Here is a 26,776-nt window from a genome sequence, read left to right as displayed (position 1 = left end):
TCGTACGGGTCGCGGTCTTTTACATCATTACGACGTCAAACTGCTCCTGGTTATAAAGCGGTTCGACCTGAACTTTAACCTGTTTGCCGACAAAGATTTCGACTTCCGCCAGCGCGTGTGATTCTTCGCCTTTCAGCGCTTCCGCCACCGCAGGAGAAGCATAAACCAGGAAGCGATCGGAGTCATAAGCGTGATGAACACGTACAATTTCACGCATGATCTCATAGCAGACGGTTTCCACCGTTTTTACCGTCCCGCGGCCATGACAGGTTGGACATTCGTTACAAAGCACATGTTCCACGCTTTCACGAGTCCGTTTACGGGTCATTTCCACCAGCCCCAGCGGCGAAAAACCGTTAATACTGGTTTTCACGCGATCCTTACTTAACGCCTGTTCCAGCGAATGCAGCACCCGGCGGCGATGATCTTCATTATTCATGTCGATAAAATCGATAATGATAATGCCGCCCAGATTACGCAGGCGTAGCTGGCGGGCAATGGCCTGAGTCGCTTCAATATTGGTATTAAAAATGGTGTCGTCGAGATTACGGTGTCCGACAAACGCGCCGGTATTGATATCTACCGTCGTCATCGCTTCGGTTTGGTCGATAATCAGATAACCGCCGGACTTGAGTTCAACCTTACGCTCCAGCGCGCGCTGGATCTCATTTTCCACGTCATAAAGATCGAAGATCGGCTGATGGCCACTGTAATGCTCCAGCTTACTGGTCATTTCCGGGATGTATTCTGCGGTAAACTCCAGCAGCGACTCATAGGTCAGACGTGAGTCGACGCGAATTCGGTCCAACTGCGCATCGGCGAAATCGCGCAGCACGCGCTGCGCCAGCGCCAGTTCGCCATACATCTGGTAGCGTGTTTGCGGACGCTTTTTGCGCTCCATGACTTTCGTCCAGACGCGCTTGAGATAGGCGGCGTCAGACGCGAGATCCTCTTCACACACGCCTTCCGCCGCGGTGCGGATAATAAACCCGCCCTGTTCGTCGCAGTATTCCGCCACCACCTTTTTCAGGCGCTCGCGTTCACTTTCGCTTTCGATACGCTGGGAAACGCCAACGTGTGACGCGCCGGGCATAAAAACAAGGTAACGGGAGGGCAACGTGATGTCCGTGGTCAAACGCGCGCCTTTCGTGCCGAGCGGATCTTTCACTACCTGCACCATCAGATCCTGTCCCTGACGCACCAGTTCGGAGATATCGCGCACGGTAAACTGTTTTTGCTCGTCGCCCGCCACGCATTCGGTATGCGGCATAATGTCGGAAGCGTGAAGAAATGCGGCTTTATCCAGCCCAATATCTACAAAAGCCGCCTGCATACCTGGAAGTACACGACTTACACGACCTTTGTAGATATTGCCTACGATTCCGCGTCGCGCTTCGCGCTCAATATGGATTTCCTGAAGAATACCGCCATCAATGTACGCCACGCGCGTTTCCGATGGCGTTACGTTTACCAACAATTCAGCCGTCATGTTTATCCCTTTTATCACGCAGTGCGTTAAAATGACTCAACAACTCATACGTTTCAACCAGCGGTAAGCCGACCACGGCGTGATAGCTGCCATTTATCTTCCTGACAAAACAGCCACCCCGCCCCTGAATACCGTATGCACCTGCTTTATCTAAAGGCTCGCCGCTGGCGACATAGCCAGTAATATCCTGCGCAGAAAGCGTGCGGAAAGTCACCTCCGTTACCACCAGACAATCCAGCGTCTGCTGCGAGTCCGCAAGCGCAACAGCAGTCATCACCTGATGCGTATTTCCGGAAAGCAAACGCAGCATTTCTGCGGCATGAGCGGCGTCGCGCGGCTTTTCCAGCACCTCGCCGTTTAACACGACTATCGTATCCGCGCCCAACACCGGCAAATCACGGGGAACCAGCGCCACGCCAGCCTGCGCCTTTTCGCGTGCCAGCCGAACAACATACTGCTGCGCGCTTTCCTGAGCACGCCGTTGCTCTTCAATACCAGGCACGACCTGCTCGAATGAAAATCCAAGTTGAGTCAATAATTCCTGGCGACGCGGGGAACCGGAAGCAAGATACAGAGTTGTCATATCGACCTTTATTGCACAGCAAACTGCTGGCGTACTTTACGCATCAGCAAAAAGAGCCAGGGCCACAGCACGCCATTGACTACACTACTCCAGAACACTTCCGGTCTGAAAGAGACGTTGATCACTAAAAACTCGGCCCAGAAAACAATAATGTCCACGGCCAGTGAAAGCAACATTACCACCAGCGCCTGCTGCCAGAGCGCCAGGTTACGGAAGAGCTGGAATTTCAGAGCGACCAGATAGGCGACAATACTCATCGACAGAGCGCGCACGCCAAGTGTGGAACCGCTGATGAGATCAAGTATGGCACCCATCACAAATCCCGTCCCCACATTTACGCGGTGCGGCAGGGCCAGAATCCAGTACAGTAAGATGAGCAAAACCCAGTTTGGCCGGAAAACAATGATGTCGTCCGGCCAGGGCATGATTTGCAGCAACAGCGCAATAAGAAACGAGAGCCAGATAACCCAGCGCCCCTGGCTACGATAGCTCGCCACCATTACCCTCCCGGCGCACGCGCAGGCGGCGTGGTCGCGCCCGAAGGCGATGGTTGCGTTGATACCGGCGCCGTCTGGCCCGCAGATGGCTGAGTAATCCCCGTCGCCGGGTCCGGCACTGGCGCCGGCGGCCCCATCGCATCCGGAGAAGGCAACACCTGCGGCATCATCTGCATCAGGCGCTCATTGGCGACGCGGTGAACCTCTTCCGGCGTCATCGGATTGGCGCCGTTACGATCGGCTCCCCACAACAGCAGCAGATAGCGTAAACGCTGCAAACCCGCGGTTGGACGTGCCTGAATGACGGTATAGGCGCGCTGAGTGTCCAGCTTGACGGAGGAGACCACCGCCACCGGATACCCTTCCGGGAAACGCCCACCAAGTCCGGACGTTACCAGCACATCGCCGACGCGAATATCGGTATTGGCGGGCAGATGTTCAAGCTGAAGATCGTCAGTACAGCCGTTACCGGCGGCAATCACGCGGATGTCATTGCGCAGTACCTGAATCGGCAGCGCATGAGTCGCATCGCAAATCAGCAACACGCGGCTGGTCAGTTTCGCCACGGCGACAACCTGCCCTACGACACCTTTGTCGCTAATGACCGGTTGACCTTCATATACGCCATTAACGCTGCCTTTATCGATAACGACCTGATCGCTGTAAGGATCGTTAACCGTTGAAATAACCTGCGTCACCATTTTCTGCTCGTCCTGACGCAGCGGCGACCCCAGCAGCTCGCGCAACCGCGCGTTCTCCTGTTTGTACTGCCCCAGCATCAGCAGGTCGCTGTTTTTTAGCAGTAATTCCTGGCGCAGCGCCCGGTTTTCCAGCTCAAGCTGGTCGCGAGAAGCCAGCGTTTGCGACACGCTGTCGAGCAGTTCACGAGGGCCGTTTGAAATAAAATAGAAAGGACTGACGGCAGTGTCCATGTACGTTCGGATTTGACTGAACGTCCCCAGGCGGCTGTCGGCAATGATAACGCCGAGCGCCACCAGCACCGCCAGAATAAGGCGAATCTGTAGCGACGGGCCACGGCTAAAAATTGGCTTCATAGGCTATGCGTATTCTCGCGTCGGAGAGGCAGGATAATCCAGGGATAATCCTGCCCGTATCCAACTACTCTTCGCTGAACAGGTCGCCGCCGTGCATATCGATCATTTCCAGCGCCTTGCCGCCGCCGCGCGCCACACAGGTCAGCGGATCTTCAGCAACCACGACAGGAATGCCCGTCTCTTCCATTAACAGACGGTCAAGGTTACGCAGCAGCGCGCCGCCGCCGGTGAGCACCATACCACGCTCGGAGATGTCTGACGCCAGCTCCGGCGGACACTGTTCCAGCGCCACCATTACCGCGCTGACGATACCGGTCAACGGTTCCTGCAACGCTTCCAGAATCTCGTTTGAGTTCAGAGTAAAGCCGCGTGGAACGCCTTCCGCCAGGTTACGGCCACGCACTTCAATCTCGCGGACTTCGTCGCCCGGATAAGCGGAACCGATTTCGTGTTTAATACGTTCTGCGGTGGCTTCACCAATCAGAGAACCGTAGTTACGACGAACGTAATTAATGATGGCTTCGTCGAAGCGGTCACCACCAATACGGACAGAAGAAGAGTAAACCACGCCGTTCAGGGAGATAACGGCAACTTCAGTGGTACCACCACCGATATCCACAACCATTGAACCGGTTGCTTCAGAAACTGGCAGACCTGCGCCGATCGCGGCCGCCATCGGCTCTTCGATCAAAAAGACTTCACGGGCGCCTGCGCCCTGAGCGGATTCACGAATCGCGCGGCGTTCTACCTGCGTCGCGCCGACCGGCACGCATACCAGTACGCGCGGGCTTGGGCGCATAAAGCTGTTGCTGTGCACTTGTTTAATAAAGTGCTGGAGCATTTTTTCGGTCACAAAGAAGTCAGCGATAACGCCGTCTTTCATCGGACGGATCGCAGCGATATTGCCCGGCGTACGGCCCAGCATCTGCTTCGCATCATGACCGACTGCAGCCACGCTTTTCGGCGAACCGGCACGATCCTGACGAATGGCCACAACGGAAGGCTCATTCAATACGATGCCTTGTCCTTTTACATAAATGAGGGTATTCGCGGTACCCAGGTCAATGGACAGGTCATTGGAAAACATGCCACGAAATTTTTTCAACATACTAAGGGATAATCCTGAAAGCTGGGGCGGAAAACAAAATCCGCTTACTTTACCAACCACACGCAGCAGCGACAAGGCGCAAAAATCATCTGCTACGGTGAAAATTAGTGCAGTTCGTTTCCTTTGTTACAAATCTCGGCCTGAGTCCCTCAGGGCTGAAAAAATCAGCAGCAATCCTCGCCTTCGTTTGCAACCTGTCAAAGGTCATTCACCTGCATATTTGCTGCAACAATCTGGCGAGCAGACAAGCACACCCCCATGAGGCGCAGCGCGCGTTATTCTACGTGAAAACAAATTAAACGGCAGGTTAAACCGAGTATCTTTGCGAATATTTTTTCACGTTTGTGTCAAGTAGTTGGGAGGAGGCAAAAAAATCACCCTGCCCGCCAGCCACGCCGCGTTTTGTCAGCGTCTGCCACTCGCCGCGCGAACGGACGCCCGTCGCGTAAACCTGCGTAGGCGTGCCCGCGCAGGCCTCTACCAGACTTTGAACCAGAAGCTGGTTTTCCGTTCGCTTCTCAATGTTTCTGACCAGACTCGGATGCAGCTTGAGTAATTCCACATTGAGCGCTTTAATCCAGCTCGTGCTAACCAGCGTCAAACCCGCCTGTGTCACCGCCACCCGAACGCCAAGCGCATTGACTAAGCGAAGGATGGGTTGTAACCGGCTGATGTGTTGACAAACATCTGCCTCCGCAAGTTCAATAATTATGCGATTTCGCTGTGATTTTTCACACTGCATTAACGTATCGCGCAACCAGCGCTGAAAACGCGGACGAATCAGCGACTCAACCGTCAACTGCATTGCCAGATTTTCATCCGGCCAGTAGCCCAGCAACGTAATCAGGCGGCTAATTTGTAATCTGTCATACTCTTCCGATAAACCAAATTGCAACACCATCGGCATATACTCCGCCGAGCTCACCTCTTCTTTACCGTCATAGATGCGACACATCAATTCCCGATGATGTACGCGACCTTCTCGCGTGACCGCCGGTTTTTGATAAAGTCGCGGTCCGCCCCGGTTCAGCATCTGCTCAATCAATGTGCGCCAGCGCACATTGCCGCGCCCTTTTTCCGGCAGAGTGTCGTCGTAGATAGCCCAGCTATTTCCCCCCTGCAGGGCGGCATTCCGCGCCGCGGCTTCAGCATGTTCCATCACCTGCTCGGTGGACTGTCCGCTGCGCCAGGCGCAAATGCCGATATGTACCATATCGTCACGATCGAGCATTTTGTTAGCCGGTAGCGCATCGACAGCTTTTAAAAGCTGTCCGGCAATACTTTCCGCTTCTTTCAGCGTTCGATGCGGTAGCAGCACGGCAAAGTCGCTGCGGTGATAACGCGCCAGCAGCGAGCCTGGGTAACGCATAATAAATGTCGATAGCAGATTGATAAGCATAAACATCTGCTCTTCCGCCTGATTGCCTCCCAGGCTGTCGCGCAGAAGATTGAAATCTGGCAAGCGGATCATCATCACCACGCCATGCACTCCCACTTTTTCCTGATCTTCCAGCAGCGTCGCCAGTTGGTTATCAAAGAACAGACGGTTACCGAGTCCGGTTTTGGTGTCCTGCGCGGCGTAGGAGCGAATGAGGGTGTCCAGGCGACTACGCTGTTCGTGAGCAAACTGAATTTCGGAAAGCAATACATCAAGCGCGCTACTGGTGCGCGCTGGCCATTCGTAAACAGAACCGCGGACATTCGCCCCACGTTCGCCGTTCAGAATACGCGTGGAGCGAATTTCCAGAAGCTCTTGCCCGGAAAGCTGCCGCTGCAGCCAGCGCACCGATAAAAACAAAATCAGAACGATAAAACCGATCGCCAGCGTCAGCGGCGCCGTGGTGATCAGTGAGTGAAAATAGTTGCCCATCGGGTCCTGATAAACCAGACGTAGCGACATTCCTGGATGTTTTATCAGCGGTACGACCAGCTCGCGATACATGTCGCTGGTACCGGCTGGCCGATAACCTCTGGCGCGAGAATGGCTGTAGACGCTGCGCTCCCCCTGCAACAGATCGACACGCACAATATCGGAAGCGATCATGAGTTCGTCGATTCGCGGCGTCAGCGAGACAATATCATGGGTCACCAGGTGCGTATCAATGGCTGTCGCCGTCGCCTGCACACGGCTGACATACTTATACTGTACGGCGTTATAAAAGCTTAGCGAACAACCTATCAGAGTCACGAAGATCGTTAACCCCGTGAGCAGCGTGATAAAAGCTGAGAATTTCGTCGTTAATCGCATCCTTGAGTTAACTCCGACGGTTATAAACAGTATGAAAAAGCGAATCTGAAGGCGGAATTCGCCACGGCGCGCAATGAAGCAGGCATACTACCAAAATGGATCTATCTGGCAATTTATTGCGTTGCATCGGCATCACGTTTTAATTAGCGAGTATAGTCTTCGTAGCTATTTTTCCAATCTACCATGTAAAGTGAGGACAGGTTATGCAGGCGTTGATCTTAGAACAGCAGGACGGTAAAACCCTCGCATCCGTGCAACATCTCGAAGAGAGTCAACTGCCGGCAGGTGATGTGACGGTGGATGTCCACTGGTCCAGCCTGAATTATAAAGATGCTCTGGCTATCACCGGAAAAGGGAAAATTATCCGTCATTTTCCGATGATTCCTGGTATTGATTTCGCCGGCACCGTTCACGCAAGCGAAGATCCTCGCTTTCATGCAGGCCAGGAAGTACTACTGACTGGCTGGGGCGTGGGCGAAAACCACTGGGGCGGCCTGGCCGAACGCGCACGCGTTAAAGGCGACTGGCTGGTCGCGCTACCTGCGGGACTGAGCAGCCGTAACGCCATGATCATCGGCACCGCCGGTTTTACCGCCATGCTGTGCGTCATGGCGCTTGAAGATGCAGGTATTCGCCCGCAAGACGGTGAGATTGTCGTCACCGGCGCCAGCGGCGGCGTGGGCAGCACTGCCGTTGCATTACTGCATAAGCTGGGCTATCAGGTTGCAGCAGTATCAGGACGTGAAAGCACCCACGGCTATCTTAAGAGCCTGGGAGCTAACCGTATTCTCAGCCGCGATGAGTTTGCTGAATCTCGCCCGTTGGAAAAACAGCTGTGGGCCGGTGCAATTGATACCGTTGGCGATAAAGTGCTGGCGAAAGTCCTGGCACAGATGAACTATGGCGGTTGCGTGGCCGCCTGCGGCCTGGCGGGCGGCTTCGCGCTGCCGACCACCGTTATGCCATTCATTCTGCGTAATGTGCGTTTGCAAGGGGTGGACTCGGTGATGACCCCACCGGCACGTCGCGCAGAAGCCTGGGCGCGTTTGGTTAAGGATCTGCCGGAATCGTTCTATGCTCAGGCCGCCACAGAGATTACGCTGGCGGATGCGCCGAAGTTCGCCGATGCCATCATCAATAATCAGGTTCAGGGCCGTACGCTGGTGAAGATAAAATAACGTCACGTATAAAAAAATTTACACTTAATTAACTATTTATTTTTACACATTGACACACTCCCTGTCATATTCACTACACGCTATGTTGTGTTGTGGTGGGTAGACCGGGAGTCTGTGATGAAAAAGATACGTCCATTAACAGAAGCCGATGTGACTGCGGAATCGGCTTTTTTTATGCAGCGCCGACAGGTGCTAAAAGCATTAGGCATCAGCGCGGCCGCCTTATCCTTACCCTCAACGGCGCAGGCCGATCTCTTCAGTTGGTTTAAAGGCAACGATCGTCCGAAAGCGCCTGCCGGTAAACCGCTTGAGTTTAGTCAGCCTGCCGCCTGGCGAAGCGATTTAGCGTTAACGCCGGAAGATAAGGTGACGGGCTACAACAATTTCTATGAGTTTGGCCTTGATAAAGCCGACCCGGCGGCCAATGCCGGAAGTCTGAAAACCGAACCGTGGACGTTGAAAATCAGCGGGGAAGTCGCGAAGCCATTTACGCTGGATTACGACGATTTAACACATCGTTTCCCATTAGAAGAGCGTATCTATCGAATGCGCTGCGTCGAAGCGTGGTCCATGGTCGTGCCGTGGATTGGTTTCCCTTTATATAAGCTACTCGCGCAGGCACAGCCCACCAGCCACGCTAAATATGTGGCATTCGAAACGCTATACGCGCCGGATGATATGCCAGGACAGAAAGATCGCTTTATTGGCGGCGGACTGAAATACCCTTATGTCGAAGGGCTACGTCTGGATGAAGCCATGCATCCGCTGACTCTGATGACCGTTGGCGTCTATGGTAAGGCGTTACCCCCGCAAAACGGCGCGCCCATTCGACTCATCGTTCCATGGAAGTATGGTTTTAAAGGTATTAAATCTATTGTCAGCATTAAACTCACCCGCGAACGTCCGCCAACCACCTGGAATTTGTCGGCTCCCAACGAATATGGTTTTTACGCCAATGTGAACCCGCATGTGGATCATCCACGCTGGTCTCAGGCTACCGAACGCTTTATTGGTTCAGGCGGTATCCTTGATGTGCAAAGGCAGCCGACGCTGCTGTTTAACGGCTACGCCAATGAAGTCGCTTCGCTGTATCGCGGTCTCAATTTGCGGGAGAATTTTTAAGTGCGTCTGACAGTAAAACAGATAACCTGGCTAAAAGTTTGTCTGCATCTTGCCGGTTTTTTGCCGCTTCTGTGGCTCTTTTGGGCGATAAATCACGGTGGACTCAGCGCAGACCCGGTAAAGGATATCCAACACTTTACCGGCAGAACCGCGCTCAAATTTTTGCTCGCCACCTTGCTGGTTTCACCGCTGGCGCGCTACGCTAAACAGCCATTATTGATACGCACACGCCGCCTGTTGGGGTTATGGTGTTTCGTTTGGGCGACACTGCATTTAACCAGCTATGCCTTACTGGAACTGGGGATACATAACCTGGCGTTGTTAGGAAGCGAGTTGATTTCACGCCCTTATTTGACGCTTGGGATCATTAGCTGGCTGGTGTTATTGGCGCTGACGTTGACCTCAACGCAATTTGCGCAGCGTAAATTGGGCAAACGCTGGCAAACATTGCATAACGTCGTCTATCTTATCGCGATCCTGGCTCCCATACATTACCTGTGGTCGGTAAAGATTTTATCACCGCAACCGGTCATCTACGCGGCATTAGCGTTAGCCCTTTTAGCGTTGCGTTACCGGAAGTTTCGCCAGTGGTGGCGCTAGTTTGGTGAACTGTGCGGTCGATTGCAAAACGCAAAACAGGTAATGTCCTTTTTATGTTTCGGGTTGATTATCTTCCCTGATAAGACCAGTATTTAGCTGCCAATTGCGACGAAATAGTTATAATGTGCGACTTTACATTGCCCAACGGCGATTTTCGTTCGCAGAAAGGGTGACAATCGAGCAATGAAGGTATATTTTGTTTTTTGCCCGAAAATGGCAGAAGATAGCCACACAATGACTGGCAAATCATGAATTTCACCTTCGGGTGCTACGGCATAACAGGCAAATCAAAGATGCGCGGTATTTTACCCGCGGCAGTCATTCACATGCTTTACAGACGGCGCTAAAACGCCTGTCACAATCACACTAAACAAAGAGTACGGAACCCACTCATGGATATTCGTAAGATTAAAAAACTGATCGAGCTGGTTGAAGAATCAGGTATCTCCGAACTGGAAATTTCTGAAGGCGAAGAATCTGTTCGCATCAGCCGCACAACGGCAAACGCCGGTTTTCCGGTGATGCAGCAGGCTTATGCGGCGCCGATGATGCAGCAACCCGCTCTGTCTAACGCTGTCGCGCCAGCGGCTACTCCAGCAATGGAAGCGCCTGCCGCAGCGGAAATCAGTGGTCACATCGTACGCTCCCCAATGGTTGGTACTTTCTACCGCACCCCAAGCCCGGACGCGAAAGCGTTCATCGAAGTGGGCCAGAAAGTGAACGTGGGCGATACCCTGTGCATCGTTGAAGCCATGAAAATGATGAACCAGATCGAAGCTGACAAAGCAGGTACTGTGAAAGCGATTCTGGTCGAAAGTGGTCAACCGGTAGAATTTGACGAGCCACTGGTCGTCATCGAGTAACGAGGCGAACATGTTGGATAAAATTGTCATCGCCAACCGCGGCGAGATCGCACTACGTATTCTTCGAGCCTGTAAAGAACTCGGCATCAAGACCGTCGCTGTGCACTCAAGCGCGGATCGCGATTTAAAACACGTATTGCTGGCGGATGAGACGGTCTGTATTGGCCCGGCACCGTCCGTAAAAAGTTATCTGAACATCCCGGCTATCATTAGCGCCGCTGAAATCACCGGCGCGGTGGCAATCCACCCGGGTTACGGCTTCCTTTCTGAGAACGCCAATTTTGCCGAGCAGGTTGAACGCTCCGGCTTTATCTTTATCGGCCCGAAAGCGGACACCATCCGCCTGATGGGCGATAAAGTGTCCGCGATTACCGCGATGAAAAAAGCGGGCGTGCCGACCGTACCAGGATCTGACGGCCCGCTGGGCGACGATATGAATGCGAACCGCGCTCATGCCAAACGTATTGGCTATCCGGTGATCATCAAAGCGTCCGGCGGCGGCGGCGGCCGCGGTATGCGCGTGGTTCGTAGCGATGCTGAACTGGCGCAGTCCATCTCCATGACCAAAGCGGAAGCGAAAGCGGCTTTCAGCAACGACATGGTATACATGGAAAAATACCTGGAAAATCCACGCCACATCGAAATTCAGGTGCTGGCGGACGGCCAGGGCAACGCTATCTATCTGGCGGAACGCGACTGTTCCATGCAGCGTCGCCACCAGAAAGTGGTTGAAGAAGCCCCGGCGCCAGGCATTACGCCGGAACTGCGTCGCTATATCGGCGAACGCTGCGCGAAAGCGTGCGTAGACATCGGCTATCGCGGCGCAGGGACGTTCGAATTCCTGTTCGAAAACGGCGAGTTCTATTTCATCGAAATGAACACCCGTATTCAGGTTGAACACCCGGTGACTGAAATGATTACCGGCGTCGATTTGATCAAAGAGCAGTTGCGCATCGCGGCGGGTCAGCCGCTGTCGATCACACAGGACGAAGTTGTCGTTCGAGGCCATGCGGTAGAATGCCGTATCAATGCCGAAGATCCGAACACCTTCCTGCCAAGCCCAGGCAAAATCACGCGCTTCCATGCGCCTGGCGGCTTTGGCGTTCGCTGGGAATCTCATATCTACGCGGGCTACACGGTGCCGCCGTACTATGATTCCATGATCGGCAAACTCATCTGCTACGGTGAAAACCGCGACGTGGCGATTGCCCGTATGAAAAATGCCCTGCAGGAACTGATTATCGATGGTATCAAAACCAATATCGATCTGCAGACCCGCATCATGAATGACGAGCACTTCCAGCACGGTGGAACCAACATCCACTATCTGGAGAAAAAACTCGGTCTTCAGGAAAAGTAATCGCACGTTAATCTCAAAAGGCCGGTGAATCCGGCCTTTTTTATTTCTGGGGATAGCGATGCCCCATCATGTACAATTCCCGCTTTCTTCACCCATAAGGGACAAAAAATGGACGCTCGTTTTGTTCAGGCCCATAAAGAGGCGCGCTGGGCGCTGTGGCTGACCCTTTGCTATCTGGCGGCATGGTTAGTGGCTGCTTACTTACCTGGAGACTCGCCGGGAATTACCGGTCTGCCGCACTGGTTCGAGATGGCCTGCTTATTGACGCCGCTGGTCTTTATTTTGCTGTGCTGGGCGATGGTGAAATTCATTTATCGCGATATTTCGCTGGAGGATGACGATGCAGCTTGAGGTCATTCTACCGCTGGTAGCCTATCTGGTCGTGGTCTTCGGGGTCTCGATTTACGCTATGCGCAAGCGTACCGCCGGCACTTTTTTAAACGAATATTTTCTTGGCAGCCGTTCGATGGGCGGGATCGTGCTCGCGATGACGCTTACCGCCACCTATATTAGCGCCAGTTCATTTATCGGCGGTCCCGGCGCGGCTTATAAATACGGTCTGGGCTGGGTCTTGCTGGCGATGATCCAGCTTCCCGCCGTCTGGCTTTCACTGGGTATTCTGGGTAAAAAATTCGCTATCCTGGCGCGTCGCTATAATGCCGTCACGCTTAACGATATGCTATTCGCGCGTTACCAAAGCCGCCTGCTGGTGTGGTTGGCAAGCCTGAGTTTATTGGTCGCGTTTATTGGCGCAATGACCGTACAATTTATCGGCGGCGCGCGACTGCTGGAAACTGCGGCGGGAATTCCCTACGAAACCGGCCTGCTGATATTTGGCGTCAGTATCGCACTCTATACGGCGTTTGGCGGCTTTCGCGCCAGCGTACTTAACGATACGCTACAGGGCCTGGTGATGCTGGTCGGCACGATAGTGCTGCTGGTGGGCGTGATCCATGCGGCGGGCGGTCTAAGTCAGGCCGTTGACACGCTGCACGCTCTCGACCCCAAACTGGTAACGCCGCAGGGCGCCGATGACATACTTTCTCCCGCCTTTATGACCTCTTTTTGGGTACTGGTCTGTTTTGGTGTGATTGGCCTGCCGCATACGGCGGTGCGCTGCATCTCCTATAAAGACAGTAAAGCGGTACACCGGGGCATTATTATCGGTACGATTGTCGTGGCGATTTTAATGTTCGGGATGCACCTTGCCGGCGCGCTGGGTCGCGCGGTGCTTCCGGATCTGACGGTGCCGGATCTGGTGATCCCAACGCTAATGGTGAAAGTTTTGCCGCCGTTTGCCGCCGGGATCTTCCTCGCTGCGCCAATGGCGGCGATCATGTCAACAATTAACGCCCAACTGCTGCAAAGTTCCGCGACGATCATTAAAGATCTCTATCTCAACCTGCGCCCCGATCAGATGCAAAATGAGATCCGGCTGAAGCGTATGTCGGCAGCGATTACATTACTGCTAGGCGCGCTGTTGCTGCTGGCCGCGTGGAAACCGCCAGAGATGATCATTTGGCTCAACCTGCTGGCGTTTGGCGGCCTGGAAGCGGTGTTCTTATGGCCGCTGGTACTGGGCCTTTACTGGGAGCGGGCAAACGCGGCAGGCGCATTAAGCGCCATGATCGTGGGCGGCGTGCTATATGCCCTGCTTGCCACATTTAATATTCAGTACCTGGGCTTTCATCCGATTGTGCCCGCGTTACTGTTAAGTTTATTGGCTTTTCTGATCGGAAACCGATTCGGCTCTTCCGCTTCGCAAGCCACCGTATTGTCTACTGATAAATAAAGAGTTTTGCCATGCCATGGATCCAATTGAAACTGAATACCACCGGCGCGAATGCTGAAGAGCTGAGTGATGCGCTGATGGAAGCGGGCGCCGTTTCCATTACCTTTCAGGATACGCACGATACGCCGGTTTTTGAGCCGTTGCCGGGCGAAACCCGTCTGTGGGGCGATACCGATGTGATCGGTCTGTTCGACGCCGAAACCGACATGAAAGACGTTGTCGCGATTCTGGAGCAACATCCGCTGCTGGGTGCCGGATTTGCCCATAAAATCGAACAACTGGAAGATAAAGACTGGGAACGCGAATGGATGGATAATTTCCATCCAATGCGTTTTGGCGAGCGTCTGTGGATTTGTCCCAGCTGGCGTGACATTCCGGACGAGAATGCCGTCAACGTGATGCTCGACCCGGGACTGGCGTTCGGTACGGGTACGCACCCCACCACCTCTTTATGTCTGCAATGGCTGGACGGGCTCGATCTCAACGGCAAAACCGTGATCGACTTTGGCTGCGGTTCAGGCATTCTGGCGATTGCCGCGCTGAAGCTGGGAGCGGCAAAGGCGATTGGTATTGATATCGATCCGCAAGCTATTCAGGCCAGTCGCGATAATGCCGAACGCAACGGCGTGTCTGACCGGCTGGAGCTGTACCTGCCGAAAGACCAGCCAGAAGCCATGAAAGCCGACGTGGTCGTCGCTAACATCCTGGCAGGCCCATTACGCGAACTGGCCCCGTTAATCAGCGTACTGCCCGTTGAGGGCGGTCTGCTGGGGCTTTCAGGTATTCTCGCCAGCCAGGCGGAAAGCGTCTGTGATGCTTACGCCGAGCTTTTTACTCTCGACCCGGTCGTCGAAAAAGAAGAGTGGTGCCGCATTACTGGCCGTAAGAAATAATTCTTGTCAGCGTGGTCGCCCGGCCACGCTTTTCTCCACACAACTTGCCTTAACGCCTTTCTGTCACCGAGACATCATTAAATTCATCAAATGAATGCCTGAAATGACTTCTTTGTCACTATCCGTCCGGATAAACAGCTGCTACCAGCGGACAAACGTACTGGCGCTTCAATGGCCCGCAACCATCGCCCTCGTGCTTAGTAAATGCTGTCCGGGTTGTTCTGCAGCATCCGCTAACCCTCTCTTCAACGCAGCTGGAAAAATTTATGCGTGCCGTTCATGAACACAAAAGCGCATCTGTGCGCCCCCTTCCGACTGGCAATGGAGAAAAATCACGCGCAGCGGGAAGTGATCTTGTCCTGAAACGAGACTGCGATCCCATTCATTTGGGGTAATTAGCTTATAAAAAAAGCAGATTATTCCGCTTATCTTGTTTCTGGACGAAGAAATAGAGAGAAGTTACGGGAATTTGTAAGCGCGTACAAAACCGCCGACAATAAATAACCCTATGATTTTACTGAATTATAAATTTATTTTGCTGTTTTTAAGCACGATTCATTGATCTACAACAGTGGATTGTTCAAAGTTTGGCCTTTCATCTCGTGCAAAAAATGCGTAATATACGCCGCCTTGCAGTCACAGTATGGTCATTTCTTAACTCATGCGCATCGGACAATATCAGCTCAGAAATCGCCTGATCGCAGCGCCCATGGCTGGCATTACTGACAGACCTTTCCGGACGCTGTGCTATGAGATGGGAGCAGGATTGACAGTATCCGAGATGATGTCTTCTAACCCGCAAGTGTGGGAAAGCGATAAATCTCGTTTACGGATGGTGCACGTTGATGAGCCAGGTATTCGCACGGTGCAAATTGCCGGTAGCGACCCTGTTGAGATGGCCGATGCCGCACGTATTAACGTGGAAAGCGGCGCCCAGATTATTGATATCAATATGGGGTGCCCGGCGAAGAAAGTGAATCGTAAGCTGGCAGGTTCAGCCCTCTTGCAGTACCCGGATTTAGTGAAGTCTATACTCATCGGGGTCGTAAACGCAGTGGACGTTCCTGTGACTCTCAAGATTCGCACCGGCTGGGCGCCGGAACACCGTAACTGCGTAGAGATTGCCCAACTGGCTGAAGATTGTGGTATTCAGGCTCTGACCATCCATGGCCGCACCCGCGCCTGTTTGTTCAACGGAGAAGCTGAATACGACAGTATTCGGGCAGTTAAGCAGAAAGTTTCCATTCCGATTATCGCGAATGGCGACATTACTAACCCGCATAAAGCCAGAGCTGTTCTCGACTATACAGGGGCGGATGCCCTGATGATAGGCCGCGCAGCTCAGGGAAGACCCTGGATCTTTCGGGAAATCCAGCATTATCTGGACACTGGGGAGCTGCTTCCGCCGCTGCCGCTGGCAGAGGTAAAGCGCTTGCTTTGCACGCATGTTCGGGAACTGCATGACTTTTACGGTCAGGCAAAAGGGTACCGAATCGCGCGTAAACACGTCTCCTGGTATCTCCAGGAGCACGCTCCAGACGACCAGTTTCGGCGCACATTCAACGCTATTGAGGACGCCAGCGAACAGCTGGAGGCGTTGGAGGCATACTTCGAAAATTTTGCGTAAACAGAAATAAAGAGCTGACAGAACTATGTTCGAACAACGCGTAAATTCTGACGTACTGACCGTTTCTACCGTTAACTCTCAGGATCAGGTAACCCAAAAACCCCTGCGTGACTCGGTTAAACAGGCACTGAAGAACTATTTTGCTCAACTGAATGGTCAGGACGTTAATGACCTGTATGAGCTGGTACTGGCTGAAGTAGAACAGCCCCTGTTGGACATGGTGATGCAATACACCCGTGGTAACCAGACCCGTGCTGCTCTGATGATGGGCATCAACCGTGGTACGCTGCGTAAAAAATTAAAAAAATACGGCATGAACTAATTTCGATTAGCTAACTGCTTGTTTAAAAAGGCGCTACTCGGCATGGGGAAGCGCCTTTTTTATACGCATCACATGGAATTTGGTCATGAAAGCGGAATGTGAACCTCAGTACTTTGGCGATGAATCGAAGAAGATTATTCACGGTGACGCGCTAACAGAACTTAAAAAACTGCCTTCTGAAAGCATTGACTTAATTTTTGCCGATCCGCCTTACAATATCGGAAAAGATTTCGACGGTATGGTGGAATCCTGGGACGAAGCGTCTTTTCTGGCCTGGCTGTATGAATGCATTGATGAGTGCCACCGCGTACTGAAGAAACACGGCACCATGTACATCATGAATAGCACAGAAAATATGCCGTATATCGATCTCAAATGCCGAACGCTTTTTACCATCAAAAGCCGTATCGTCTGGTCCTATGATAGTTCCGGGGTGCAGGCGAAAAAATACTTTGGTTCTATGTATGAACCGATCCTGATGATGGTAAAAAACCCGAAAAGCTATACCTTTAACCGTGATGCGATTCTGGTCGAAACCACCACGGGCGCTAAGCGCGCGCTAATCGATTATCGAAAAAACCCGCCCCAACCATACAATCAGAAAAAAGTGCCGGGCAACGTCTGGTCATTTCCTCGCGTACGTTATCTGATGGATGAATATGAAAACCATCCTACGCAAAAGCCCAGCGCGCTGTTAAAACGGATCATACTGGCCTCTTCTAACCCGAGCGATACCGTATTGGACCCTTTCGCGGGCAGTTTCACCACAGGCGCTGTCGCAGCGGCGTCAGGTCGTAAGTTTATCGGTATTGAACTCAATAATGAGTACGTAAAAATGGGGCTCAGAAGATTGAGCGTCACTTCGCATTATTCAGAAAATGAACTTGCAAAAGTCAAAAAGAGAAAAACACAAAACCTGTCCAAAAAGCAGCGAAATGTCGGGATAAACGCGCTATCTTCAGAGAAGTAAAAGCATTGTAAGTCCGCTTTTCAGCGTCAAAATTTCATGTATATTCCCAGCACGCATGGGCATGAATACACAGGATTTGACGATGATACGTAAGTATTGGTGGCTGGTTGTTTTTGCCGTCTCCGTTTTTCTTTTTGATGCGCTTTTGATGCAATGGATCGAATTGATGGCGACTGAACAGGATAAGTGCCGAAACATGGATTCGGTTAACCCTCTTAAATTGATCAATTGTACCGATCTGGAGTAGCGAATCGGGCGATTTAACCTATGATTATTTATCACCCGGATTTCTTTTATCCCTTATAAAAACAGGGAATTAAAACACGTTGAGGATAAAAGAAGGGGTGATACTGTCTCGTCCTGTTCTTTTCCTGCATAACCAATGAGCTAATGATACATGCCGGTTAGTGAGTACAACCACATCCTTGTGGCGGTTTCATTTGCTGTCGCTATTTTTGCGTCCTATACCGCATTAAATATGGCCGGACGCGTAGCCGGAAGCGCCCGATCAAACGCCAGAATATGGCTAATGGGCGGCGGCTTCGCGCTGGGCGTCGGTATTTGGGCGATGCATTTTGTCGGGATGCTGGCGATGGATCACGCGATGAACATGCGCTTCGATCCGTTCCTCACCGGCCTCTCCATGCTGATCGCGATCGGCTCCTCCCTGTTTGCGCTATGGCTGGTTAGCGCTGAAAAACTGCGCCTGCGCCGTTTACTGCCGGGCGCGCTGGTGATGGGACTGGGCATCAGCGCAATGCATTATACCGGGATGGCGGCGCTGCAATTTGCTTCCATTATCGTCTGGAATAGCGCGTGGGTTGCCCTCTCTATCATTATCGCGCTACTGGCGTCCTGCGGCGCGCTGTGGCTCACGTTCCGCCTGCGTCATGAGGGAACAGATGTCGCCCTGAGGCGAGCAGGCGCCGCGGTATTAATGGGGATAGCTATCGCCGGCATGCATTACGCCGGCATGAAGGCCGCACACTTTCCCCAAAACTGGCCGATGGAGCATCGTGGCATCGATAGCAACTGGCTGGCTGTTCTTGTCAGCGTGGTCGCGCTGACTATCCTGGGTATTACTCTGCTGGTTTCTTTATTTGACGCCCGGCTTCAGGCCCGTACCGCACTACTTGCCTCTTCGCTGGCGCAGGCGAACCAGGAACTGGCGCAGTTGGCGCTGCATGATACGCTCACCCGTTTACCAAACCGGGTACTCCTTGAGGATCGTCTGGAACAGGCCATCAGCAAAGCGAATCGGGAAAGCACGTCTTTCGCGCTACTGTTTATGGATCTGGATGGCTTTAAAGCCGTTAATGACGCTTATGGTCATGATATCGGCGATAAGCTACTGGTAGCGGTCACGCATCGTCTGAACCAACCGCTGAGCGGTCAGTTTACCCTGGCGCGGATTGGCGGCGACGAATTTGTGCTGCTTGCAGAAGTCAGCGCGCCTGACGAAGCGGCTTCCCTTGCCAGCGCGCTGGTACATTCGATAGATGCGCCCTTTACGATAGATCCGTATGAACTGGTCGTCACCCTTAGCGTGGGAATAGCGCTCTATCCGCTGGACGGAAAAAACGAACGGGAACTGATGTTCAACGCCGATGCCGCAATGTACCACACGAAACATACGGGGCGTAACGGATACCATTTCTTTCAGCCATCAATGAATATGCTGGCGCAAACCCAACTTCAGCTAATGAATGACCTGTGGCTGGCGCTGGAAAGACAAGAGCTCAGGCTGGTGTACCAGCCTAAATTTCAGGCCCCTGCCGGCCCCATTGTAGGATTTGAGGCCCTGTTGCGCTGGTATCATCCAAAACAAGGCGTACTGAATCCTGACCAGTTTTTACCGCTGGCGGAAAAAACGGGTCTTATCGTCACTATCGGTAGCTGGGTGATAGACGAGGCGTGTCGACAGCTCCGCGAGTGGCACTTACAGGGATACGCCTTATGGTCAGTGGCGGTAAATCTGTCCGCCTTACAGTTTGAGCAGCCCGGGCTTGTGGACACCATTACGCGGAGCCTGGCCCGACACAGTATCCGTCCCGATTTATTGATTCTGGAAATCACCGAAACCACGGCGATGAACAAGCCAGAGCAAAGCGTCGCTATACTCACCAGATTAACGGAAATGGGGGTTAAGGCCTCTATTGACGACTTTGGCACCGGTTATTCCAGCCTTCTCTATCTGAAACGTCTTCCGGCGTGCGAACTAAAAATTGATCGCGCTTTCGTACATGAACTCAGCGAGGCAGGCGACGGCGCGACCATTGTTGCGGCTATTGTCGCGCTGGCGAAAGCGTTAAATCTGCAAATTGTGGCAGAAGGGGTAGAAAATGAAACGCAGCAACAATTTTTGACCCAGTTAGGATGCCATACGCTTCAGGGGTTCCTGCTTGGCAAGCCGCGTACGGCAGAGGAAATTGCTCGCGATATTCGGGACTCTGCCAATATATTCACAAGGTCAATATATAATATCAACTCAAAATAATCTCAGGCTTCTTCCGCCTGTTGTTCATTTGGCATTAATTGCCTCACACTGCCATCCGGGCTTAGCATTTTTAATACATTATCGACTAATGCAGGCGCCTGCTTATAAAGATCATAACTTGTGGGATTCATTAACCAGTTTTTTACTATTCCGCTAAAACTACCATGCAGAATAATTAATATGACATCCAGATCAAGACTGCCTGAGATCAGTTTTTTATCCATACATCGCTGTAATACTTCAAGCAGCGACTGATGATGGAAACCCATCTTCTCCCGAATGGCCTGTTCCGATATCATACCATTATTGAATTCACATTTATGATATAAAATCTGCATTAATGCCTGCTGACGAGGCACTGCCGCAATATATTGTAAGGCTGCAATAAATTTCTCTCGTAGATCCTGTAAGGGATTATCATTCCAGCATCCCGTAAGCCTATCCTGAATAAGTTCGCGTAAAGGTGGTTGCTGTAACCAAACCTCATTAAACAACTGCGTTTTATTCTCAAAGTGCCAGTAGATGGCGCCCCGCGTGACATCAGCGGCATCAGCGATATCATTCAACGTCGTGTTGGCAACGCCGCGCAAAGCGAACTGCGCAATAGCGGTTTCAATCAAATGTTGCCGCGTTTTAAGCGCATCCGCCTTCGTTTTCTTCGCCATAATTAAGATATCCTGGACCATAAAAACGATAAATACGCTGATAAAATACTCAGCACAAAAAACAACTTTATCATGTCCTTTTTAGTCAGACGAGAGACAGCTATTTTTATTTCGCACAATATCGCCAAATCAATAATAAAAACAAATAAATTAATAAAACACATTCATATAAAATATATATTTCTATTTATGTTATTCAACATCATGATTTTACTAATCGGGACATTATGAAACGACAGGGAATAGTTCTTTTTTTTTGCTTTTATGTGCCGTGAACCCCATCCCAAAATAAGTATTGCTTACATCACAAGCTAATAATTTGTAGGATACCCCACTGCTATTCTATTTTTCGCGCGTTAACGCCTTACCGTTATCCGGTGAATAACGAGCTTTCGGTTTTTTAAGGAACAGTAATGACGAAACATGCCAGGTTTTCACTCCTGCCCTCATTCATCATATTCTCTGCTGCGCTGCTGGCCGGTTGTAATGACCAGGGAGATACCCAGGCTCATGCCGGCGAGCCGCAAGTCACCGTCCATGTGGTCGAAACAGCGCCGCTAGCCGTAACGACCGAACTTCCCGGACGTACGTCCGCATTTCGCATTGCGGAGGTTCGCCCCCAGGTGAGCGGGATCGTGCTTAAAAGAAACTTCACCGAAGGTAGCGATGTAGAGGCCGGGCAGTCGCTCTATCAGATCGATCCTGCCACTTATCAGGCTGATTATGACAGCGCTAAAGGCGAACTTGCTAAAAGCGAAGCGGCTGCGGCTATCGCGCACCTGACGGTCAAACGCTATGTTCCACTGGTCGGCACAAAATATATCAGCCAACAGGAATATGATCAGGCGATTGCCGACGCCCGCCAGGCCGATGCCGCCGTTGTGGCGGCAAAAGCCGCTGTTGAAAGCGCGCGTATTAACCTTGCGTATACCAAAGTCACCTCACCCATCAGCGGGCGTATAGGAAAATCTAATGTGACTGAAGGCGCGCTGGTGACTAATGGTCAGTCAACTGAACTGGCTACCGTGCAACAACTCGACCCGATTTATGTCGACGTGACGCAATCAAGCAACGACTTTATGCGACTCAAGCAATCCGTCGAACAAGGTAACCTGCATAAAGACAGCGCCAGTAGCACGGTTCAACTGGTAATGGAAAATGGTCAGGTCTACCCGATTAAAGGCACGCTGCAATTTTCCGACGTTACCGTAGATGAAAGCACCGGCTCTATCACGCTCAGGGCGGTGTTCCCTAACCCGCAACACAGTCTGCTTCCCGGTATGTTTGTTCGCGCCCGCATTGATGAAGGCGTCCAGCCCAATGCCATCCTTGTCCCCCAGCAGGGCGTAACCCGCACGCCGCGCGGCGACGCAATGGTGATGGTGGTTAACGATAAAAGCCAGGTCGAAGCCCGCAATGTCGTGGCGGCGCAGGCTATTGGCGATAAATGGCTCATCAGCGAAGGGTTAAAACCAGGCGATAAGGTCATCGTCAGCGGCTTACAAAAAGCGCGACCGGGCGTCCAGGTGAAAGCCACTACCGATGCTCCTGCAGCGAAAACGGCGCAATAAGGTAACCGTACATGGCAAACTTTTTTATTAGACGTCCTATTTTCGCCTGGGTTCTGGCCATTATCCTGATGATGGCTGGCGCACTGGCAATAATGCAACTTCCCGTTGCGCAGTATCCAACCATTGCGCCGCCAGCGGTTTCTATTTCTGCAACCTATCCTGGCGCGGATGCGCAGACGGTACAGGATACGGTTACTCAGGTTATCGAACAAAATATGAACGGTATCGATAACCTGATGTATATGTCCTCTACCAGCGACTCTGCTGGTAGCGTGACCATCACCCTGACCTTCCAGTCCGGAACCGATCCGGATATCGCGCAGGTTCAGGTGCAAAATAAATTGCAGCTCGCCACGCCTTTACTGCCGCAAGAAGTCCAGCAGCAGGGGATTAGCGTTGAAAAGTCCAGCAGCAGCTTTTTGATGGTCGCCGGGTTCGTTTCAGATAATCCGAACACTACCCAGGACGACATCTCTGACTATGTCGCCTCTAACATTAAGGATTCTATCAGCCGTCTGAATGGTGTGGGCGACGTTCAGCTATTTGGCGCACAGTACGCCATGCGTATCTGGCTGGATGCGAATCTGCTAAATAAATACCAGCTCACGCCAGTTGACGTCATCAACCAGTTAAAAGTACAGAACGACCAGATTGCGGCAGGCCAACTGGGCGGCACGCCAGCATTACCGGGCCAGCAGCTTAACGCCTCAATCATCGCCCAAACGCGTCTGAAAGATCCGGAAGAGTTCGGCAAAGTTACGTTGCGCGTCAATACCGACGGCTCTGTCGTTCATCTCAAAGATGTCGCGCGTATTGAGCTTGGCGGTGAAAACTATAACGTTGTAGCGCGCATTAACGGTAAACCGGCCTCCGGTCTCGGTATTAAACTGGCGACCGGCGCTAACGCGCTGGATACCGCAACCGCAATCAAAGCGAAACTGGCGGAACTGCAGCCTTTCTTCCCTCAGGGAATGAAGGTGGTTTATCCTTATGACACAACGCCCTTCGTAAAAATATCTATCCACGAAGTGGTAAAAACGCTGTTTGAAGCGATTATTCTGGTGTTCCTGGTAATGTATCTGTTCTTACAGAATATCCGGGCAACCCTGATTCCTACCATCGCTGTTCCTGTCGTGTTGCTAGGCACTTTTGCGGTACTCGCCGCCTTTGGCTATTCCATCAATACCCTGACGATGTTTGGTATGGTACTGGCGATAGGGCTGTTGGTTGACGATGCGATAGTGGTCGTAGAAAACGTTGAACGTGTAATGATGGAGGATAACCTTTCTCCCCGAGAGGCGACGGAAAAATCCATGTCGCAGATTCAGGGAGCGCTGGTTGGTATCGCGATGGTACTGTCTGCGGTATTTATCCCGATGGCCTTTTTTGGCGGCTCGACCGGGGCAATTTATCGCCAGTTCTCTATTACTATTGTTTCAGCAATGGCGCTATCCGTTCTGGTTGCGTTGATTCTGACGCCAGCACTGTGCGCTACGCTGCTTAAACCCGTATCTGCTGAACATCACGAGAAAAAAAGCGGCTTCTTTGGCTGGTTCAATACCAGGTTTGACCACAGCGTTAACCACTATACTAACAGCGTAAGCGGCATCGTGCGTAATACGGGTCGCTATCTCATTATCTATCTACTTATTGTAGTCGGAATGGCGGTTCTGTTTTTACGCCTCCCGACCTCCTTCCTGCCGGAAGAAGATCAGGGGGTATTCCTGACCATGATTCAGCTCCCCTCTGGCGCTACGCAAGAACGTACGCAGAAAGTGCTGGATCAAGTCACTCATTACTACCTGAATAATGAAAAAGCGAACGTCGAAAGCGTGTTTACCGTAAACGGCTTTAGCTTTAGCGGTCAGGGACAAAACTCAGGGATGGCATTTGTCAGCCTTAAACCCTGGGAAGAGCGTAACGGTGAAGAAAATAGCGTCGAAGCCGTTATCGCCAGAGCGACACGCGCCTTCAGCCAGATTCGCGACGGGTTGGTGTTCCCCTTCAACATGCCGGCAATTGTCGAGTTAGGTACCGCGACAGGTTTCGACTTTGAACTGATTGATCAGGGAGGACTCGGTCACGATGCGTTAACAAAAGCGCGTAATCAACTCCTGGGTATGGTCGCGAAGCATCCTGATCTATTAGTGCGCGTACGCCCGAACGGGCTGGAAGACACGCCACAGTTCAAGCTGGATGTCGATCAAGAAAAAGCGCAGGCGCTCGGTGTTTCGCTGTCTGATATCAACGAAACCATCTCCGCGGCGTTGGGCGGCTATTACGTTAACGACTTTATCGATCGCGGACGAGTGAAAAAAGTATACGTTCAGGCTGACGCTCAGTTCCGTATGCTGCCGGGAGATATCAACAATCTTTATGTACGCAGCGCCAATGGCGAGATGGTGCCCTTCTCTACCTTTAGCTCAGCACGGTGGATTTATGGTTCGCCACGCCTGGAACGCTATAACGGGATGCCGTCAATGGAACTGCTCGGTGAAGCAGCGCCCGGACGAAGTACCGGTGAAGCCATGTCGTTAATGGAAAACCTGGCTTCACAGCTGCCAAACGGTATTGGCTATGACTGGACAGGTATGTCGTATCAGGAACGGTTGTCAGGTAACCAGGCGCCGGCGCTGTACGCAATCTCACTCATTGTCGTTTTCCTCTGCCTTGCCGCTCTGTATGAAAGCTGGTCAATTCCGTTCTCGGTAATGCTGGTCGTACCGCTCGGCGTGGTTGGCGCTCTGCTTGCAGCGTCATTGCGCGGTCTGAACAATGACGTTTACTTCCAGGTTGGCTTGTTAACCACTATTGGCCTTTCTGCTAAAAACGCCATCCTGATTGTTGAGTTCGCCAAAGATCTCATGGAAAAAGAAGGACGTGGATTGATTGAAGCGACGCTGGAAGCATCCCGTATGCGTTTACGTCCTATTCTAATGACCTCGCTGGCCTTTATTCTCGGGGTAATGCCGTTAGTTATCAGTCGTGGCGCAGGTAGTGGTGCACAGAACGCAGTAGGCACAGGGGTTATGGGGGGAATGTTAACCGCAACCTTATTAGCTATCTTCTTCGTGCCAGTATTCTTCGTTGTTGTAAAACGCCGATTTAATCGCCATCATGATTAACCGGTAAACAGAGGCGTCTTCGGACGCCTTTTTAAACGGTACGTCTTTATCTCCGCTATTCCCCCTCTCCGCTTACCTCTGCATTCTCCATAGTTTTTACAATTCACATGAATTGAGATGATTCCTCATGTCGGCCATTTTTTCTGTGGTGGTAAAATAACTCTCGTTTTCGCAGCGGTTAGAGCCAGCATTTACGTTGCTGTACTTTGCGAAACGCTGATTAATGAGGTAACACCATGAAAAGACTAATTCCAGTTGCATTGCTTACCACCTTATTGGCAGGTTGTGCACATGATTCTCCCTGCGTACCGGTTTATGACGATCAAGGGCGGCTGGTTCATACCAATACATGTATGAAAGGTACTACGCAGGATAACTGGGAGACAGCAGGCGCTATTGCTGGCGGCGCTGCGGCGGTAGCAGGGTTGACGATGGGTATCATTGCGCTTTCTAAATGATACATGCAGGCGCGGCAATGCCGCGCTTTCAGTAATAATATAAAGGTCGTAAGGATACTCAGCGACGTAATCTGTTCAGCCTGTCCCCCGAAAGTTAACACGATAAAACGCTCTCTTTTCTTACTCGCCCATCCCAATAGTATTTATTCTATTCCTTGTCCGATGCAGACAAAATTATAGCTTGATAGCATCGTAAGCCGCATTACAAACAGGCTTTATACAGTAAGACTTAGAGCGTGATCATTAGGCGTAATTATTACAGACAGTCTGGATATAAACCGGAACATACACGTAATACATGAGGATTTTGAGCACTGTCCCTGGGCCAAACTGGCAAATAAAATAGCCTAATGGGCCAGATTTTTAGTCCTCAGCGAATATCTCTATTGCTTATTAGAGGCGTAAGTAAAAGCCGTTTGTACATCTACTTCAGCACGGTTCACATTCGATGGTTCAGGCGGATAAGATAAACGCAAAAAGGCCCAATCTTTCGATTGGGCCCTTTGCTTTATTTGATGTCTGGCAGTTTATGGCGGGCGTCCTGCCCGCCACCCTACGGGCCGTTGCTGCGCAACGTTCAAATCCGCTCCCGGCGGATTTGTCCTCCTCAGGAGAGTGCCCACCGACAAAACAAAAGGCCCAGTCTTTCGACTGAGCCTTTTGTTTTATTTGATGTCTGGCAGTTCCCTACTCTCGCATGGGGAGACCCCACACTACCATCGGCGCTACGGCGTTTCACTTCTGAGTTCGGCA

23 protein-coding genes are annotated in these 26,776 nt (G+C 51.9%); 16 read left to right on the top strand and 7 right to left on the bottom strand.

What is annotated here, in order from left to right; all coding sequences use genetic code 11:
* Nucleotides 1-19: 19 nt before the first annotated feature.
* The 6 genes from rng to csrD form a co-directional block, all read right to left on the bottom strand.
* A complete protein-coding gene (gene rng, locus ACLJNW_RS22555) occupies nucleotides 20-1,489 on the bottom strand; it encodes a ribonuclease G (RefSeq protein ID WP_000123188.1) in 1,470 nt (489 codons plus the stop codon).
* A complete protein-coding gene (locus ACLJNW_RS22550) occupies nucleotides 1,479-2,072 on the bottom strand; it encodes a Maf family protein (protein WP_000210306.1) in 594 nt (197 codons plus the stop codon). Before ACLJNW_RS22550 ends, rng begins: the two co-directional genes overlap by 11 nt.
* Before the next feature lie 8 nt (nucleotides 2,073-2,080).
* The gene (gene mreD, locus ACLJNW_RS22545; protein WP_000179403.1) at nucleotides 2,081-2,569 is read right to left on the bottom strand and encodes a rod shape-determining protein MreD; all 489 of its coding nucleotides are present in this window, start codon (nucleotides 2,567-2,569) and stop codon (nucleotides 2,081-2,083) included.
* A gap of 2 nt (nucleotides 2,570-2,571) precedes the next feature.
* Nucleotides 2,572-3,624, bottom strand: a complete 1,053-nt coding sequence (gene mreC, locus ACLJNW_RS22540) for a rod shape-determining protein MreC (RefSeq protein ID WP_000802538.1) — start codon at nucleotides 3,622-3,624, stop codon at nucleotides 2,572-2,574.
* A gap of 64 nt (nucleotides 3,625-3,688) precedes the next feature.
* Complete coding sequence (gene mreB, locus ACLJNW_RS22535) at nucleotides 3,689-4,732, bottom strand: rod shape-determining protein MreB (protein WP_000913396.1); 1,044 nt, start codon at nucleotides 4,730-4,732, stop codon at nucleotides 3,689-3,691.
* Nucleotides 4,733-5,039: 307 nt separating this feature from the next.
* Complete coding sequence (gene csrD / locus ACLJNW_RS22530; RefSeq protein WP_001620457.1) at nucleotides 5,040-6,980, bottom strand: RNase E specificity factor CsrD; 1,941 nt, start codon at nucleotides 6,978-6,980, stop codon at nucleotides 5,040-5,042.
* 203 nt (nucleotides 6,981-7,183) lie between these two features.
* On the opposite strand from csrD, the gene ACLJNW_RS22525 reads away from it, so the two are divergent.
* The 13 genes from ACLJNW_RS22525 to ACLJNW_RS22465 all read left to right on the top strand — a co-directional run bounded on the left by ACLJNW_RS22525 (nucleotide 7,184) and on the right by ACLJNW_RS22465 (nucleotide 20,204).
* The gene (locus ACLJNW_RS22525; protein ID WP_001148240.1) at nucleotides 7,184-8,158 is read left to right on the top strand and encodes an MDR family oxidoreductase; all 975 of its coding nucleotides are present in this window, start codon (nucleotides 7,184-7,186) and stop codon (nucleotides 8,156-8,158) included.
* Between the two features lie 117 nt (nucleotides 8,159-8,275).
* A complete protein-coding gene (gene msrP / locus ACLJNW_RS22520; protein WP_000723876.1) occupies nucleotides 8,276-9,280 on the top strand; it encodes a protein-methionine-sulfoxide reductase catalytic subunit MsrP in 1,005 nt (334 codons plus the stop codon).
* On the top strand, nucleotides 9,281-9,880 hold the full coding sequence (gene msrQ / locus ACLJNW_RS22515; protein WP_023204194.1) for a protein-methionine-sulfoxide reductase heme-binding subunit MsrQ: 600 nt from the start codon (nucleotides 9,281-9,283) through the stop codon (nucleotides 9,878-9,880).
* Between the two features lie 392 nt (nucleotides 9,881-10,272).
* The gene (gene accB, locus ACLJNW_RS22510; protein WP_000354626.1) at nucleotides 10,273-10,743 is read left to right on the top strand and encodes an acetyl-CoA carboxylase biotin carboxyl carrier protein; all 471 of its coding nucleotides are present in this window, start codon (nucleotides 10,273-10,275) and stop codon (nucleotides 10,741-10,743) included.
* 10 nt (nucleotides 10,744-10,753) lie between these two features.
* Nucleotides 10,754-12,103, top strand: coding sequence for an acetyl-CoA carboxylase biotin carboxylase subunit (accC, locus tag ACLJNW_RS22505; protein WP_000884627.1), 1,350 nt, complete (start codon nucleotides 10,754-10,756; stop codon nucleotides 12,101-12,103).
* A gap of 108 nt (nucleotides 12,104-12,211) precedes the next feature.
* Nucleotides 12,212-12,454, top strand: a complete 243-nt coding sequence (locus tag ACLJNW_RS22500) for a YhdT family protein (protein WP_000340018.1) — start codon at nucleotides 12,212-12,214, stop codon at nucleotides 12,452-12,454.
* Entirely contained in the window at nucleotides 12,444-13,895 is a 1,452-nt protein-coding gene (panF, locus tag ACLJNW_RS22495) for a sodium/pantothenate symporter (protein WP_001175741.1), read from the top strand. Before ACLJNW_RS22500 ends, panF begins: the two co-directional genes overlap by 11 nt.
* Before the next feature lie 11 nt (nucleotides 13,896-13,906).
* A complete protein-coding gene (gene prmA / locus ACLJNW_RS22490; RefSeq protein WP_001145849.1) occupies nucleotides 13,907-14,788 on the top strand; it encodes a 50S ribosomal protein L11 methyltransferase in 882 nt (293 codons plus the stop codon).
* A 661-nt stretch (nucleotides 14,789-15,449) separates the two neighbouring features.
* The gene (gene dusB, locus ACLJNW_RS22485) at nucleotides 15,450-16,415 is read left to right on the top strand and encodes a tRNA dihydrouridine synthase DusB (RefSeq protein ID WP_001219664.1); all 966 of its coding nucleotides are present in this window, start codon (nucleotides 15,450-15,452) and stop codon (nucleotides 16,413-16,415) included.
* A gap of 25 nt (nucleotides 16,416-16,440) precedes the next feature.
* Nucleotides 16,441-16,737: a DNA-binding transcriptional regulator Fis gene (gene fis / locus ACLJNW_RS22480; protein ID WP_000462905.1), complete on the top strand. Its 297-nt coding sequence runs from the start codon at nucleotides 16,441-16,443 to the stop codon at nucleotides 16,735-16,737.
* Between the two features lie 85 nt (nucleotides 16,738-16,822).
* Nucleotides 16,823-17,707: an adenine-specific DNA-methyltransferase gene (gene yhdJ, locus ACLJNW_RS22475; protein WP_000642611.1), complete on the top strand. Its 885-nt coding sequence runs from the start codon at nucleotides 16,823-16,825 to the stop codon at nucleotides 17,705-17,707.
* An 82-nt stretch (nucleotides 17,708-17,789) separates the two neighbouring features.
* Complete coding sequence (locus tag ACLJNW_RS22470) at nucleotides 17,790-17,954, top strand: DUF2556 family protein (RefSeq protein ID WP_000620015.1); 165 nt, start codon at nucleotides 17,790-17,792, stop codon at nucleotides 17,952-17,954.
* Nucleotides 17,955-18,104: 150 nt separating this feature from the next.
* Nucleotides 18,105-20,204, top strand: coding sequence for a putative bifunctional diguanylate cyclase/phosphodiesterase (locus tag ACLJNW_RS22465; RefSeq protein WP_024154856.1), 2,100 nt, complete (start codon nucleotides 18,105-18,107; stop codon nucleotides 20,202-20,204).
* 2 nt (nucleotides 20,205-20,206) lie between these two features.
* Here ACLJNW_RS22465 and envR read toward each other — a convergent pair whose 3' ends face one another.
* Nucleotides 20,207-20,869, bottom strand: coding sequence for an acrEF/envCD operon transcriptional regulator (envR, locus tag ACLJNW_RS22460; protein WP_023203934.1), 663 nt, complete (start codon nucleotides 20,867-20,869; stop codon nucleotides 20,207-20,209).
* Between the two features lie 413 nt (nucleotides 20,870-21,282).
* On the opposite strand from envR, the gene ACLJNW_RS22455 reads away from it, so the two are divergent.
* From ACLJNW_RS22455 to ACLJNW_RS22445, 3 genes are all read left to right on the top strand, one after another.
* On the top strand, nucleotides 21,283-22,440 hold the full coding sequence (locus ACLJNW_RS22455) for an efflux RND transporter periplasmic adaptor subunit (protein WP_000160383.1): 1,158 nt from the start codon (nucleotides 21,283-21,285) through the stop codon (nucleotides 22,438-22,440).
* Nucleotides 22,441-22,451: 11 nt separating this feature from the next.
* A complete protein-coding gene (locus ACLJNW_RS22450; RefSeq protein ID WP_001273283.1) occupies nucleotides 22,452-25,565 on the top strand; it encodes an efflux RND transporter permease subunit in 3,114 nt (1,037 codons plus the stop codon).
* 236 nt (nucleotides 25,566-25,801) lie between these two features.
* Complete coding sequence (locus ACLJNW_RS22445) at nucleotides 25,802-26,023, top strand: membrane protein (RefSeq protein ID WP_000825645.1); 222 nt, start codon at nucleotides 25,802-25,804, stop codon at nucleotides 26,021-26,023.
* The last annotated feature ends 753 nt before the right edge of the window (nucleotides 26,024-26,776 follow it).

This window comes from Salmonella sp. SAL4457 (assembly GCF_046548235.1).
Classification (GTDB): domain Bacteria; phylum Pseudomonadota; class Gammaproteobacteria; order Enterobacterales; family Enterobacteriaceae; genus Salmonella; species Salmonella enterica.
This window is presented reverse-complemented; position numbering and strand designations above follow the sequence as displayed.

Coding starts and splice junctions, on each gene's coding strand:
- rng (WP_000123188.1), bottom strand. CDS start 1,489: ATGACGGCTGAATTGTTGGTAAACGTAACGCCATCGGAAACGCGCGTG.
- ACLJNW_RS22550 (WP_000210306.1), bottom strand. CDS start 2,072: ATGACAACTCTGTATCTTGCTTCCGGTTCCCCGCGTCGCCAGGAATTA.
- mreC (WP_000802538.1), bottom strand. CDS start 3,624: ATGAAGCCAATTTTTAGCCGTGGCCCGTCGCTACAGATTCGCCTTATT.
- mreB (WP_000913396.1), bottom strand. CDS start 4,732: ATGTTGAAAAAATTTCGTGGCATGTTTTCCAATGACCTGTCCATTGAC.
- csrD (WP_001620457.1), bottom strand. CDS start 6,980: ATGCGATTAACGACGAAATTCTCAGCTTTTATCACGCTGCTCACGGGG.
- ACLJNW_RS22525 (WP_001148240.1), top strand. CDS start 7,184: ATGCAGGCGTTGATCTTAGAACAGCAGGACGGTAAAACCCTCGCATCC.
- msrP (WP_000723876.1), top strand. CDS start 8,276: ATGAAAAAGATACGTCCATTAACAGAAGCCGATGTGACTGCGGAATCG.
- accB (WP_000354626.1), top strand. CDS start 10,273: ATGGATATTCGTAAGATTAAAAAACTGATCGAGCTGGTTGAAGAATCA.
- accC (WP_000884627.1), top strand. CDS start 10,754: ATGTTGGATAAAATTGTCATCGCCAACCGCGGCGAGATCGCACTACGT.
- ACLJNW_RS22500 (WP_000340018.1), top strand. CDS start 12,212: ATGGACGCTCGTTTTGTTCAGGCCCATAAAGAGGCGCGCTGGGCGCTG.
- panF (WP_001175741.1), top strand. CDS start 12,444: ATGCAGCTTGAGGTCATTCTACCGCTGGTAGCCTATCTGGTCGTGGTC.
- prmA (WP_001145849.1), top strand. CDS start 13,907: ATGCCATGGATCCAATTGAAACTGAATACCACCGGCGCGAATGCTGAA.
- dusB (WP_001219664.1), top strand. CDS start 15,450: ATGCGCATCGGACAATATCAGCTCAGAAATCGCCTGATCGCAGCGCCC.
- fis (WP_000462905.1), top strand. CDS start 16,441: ATGTTCGAACAACGCGTAAATTCTGACGTACTGACCGTTTCTACCGTT.
- yhdJ (WP_000642611.1), top strand. CDS start 16,823: ATGAAAGCGGAATGTGAACCTCAGTACTTTGGCGATGAATCGAAGAAG.
- ACLJNW_RS22470 (WP_000620015.1), top strand. CDS start 17,790: ATGATACGTAAGTATTGGTGGCTGGTTGTTTTTGCCGTCTCCGTTTTT.
- ACLJNW_RS22465 (WP_024154856.1), top strand. CDS start 18,105: ATGCCGGTTAGTGAGTACAACCACATCCTTGTGGCGGTTTCATTTGCT.
- envR (WP_023203934.1), bottom strand. CDS start 20,869: ATGGCGAAGAAAACGAAGGCGGATGCGCTTAAAACGCGGCAACATTTG.
- ACLJNW_RS22455 (WP_000160383.1), top strand. CDS start 21,283: ATGACGAAACATGCCAGGTTTTCACTCCTGCCCTCATTCATCATATTC.
- ACLJNW_RS22450 (WP_001273283.1), top strand. CDS start 22,452: ATGGCAAACTTTTTTATTAGACGTCCTATTTTCGCCTGGGTTCTGGCC.
- ACLJNW_RS22445 (WP_000825645.1), top strand. CDS start 25,802: ATGAAAAGACTAATTCCAGTTGCATTGCTTACCACCTTATTGGCAGGT.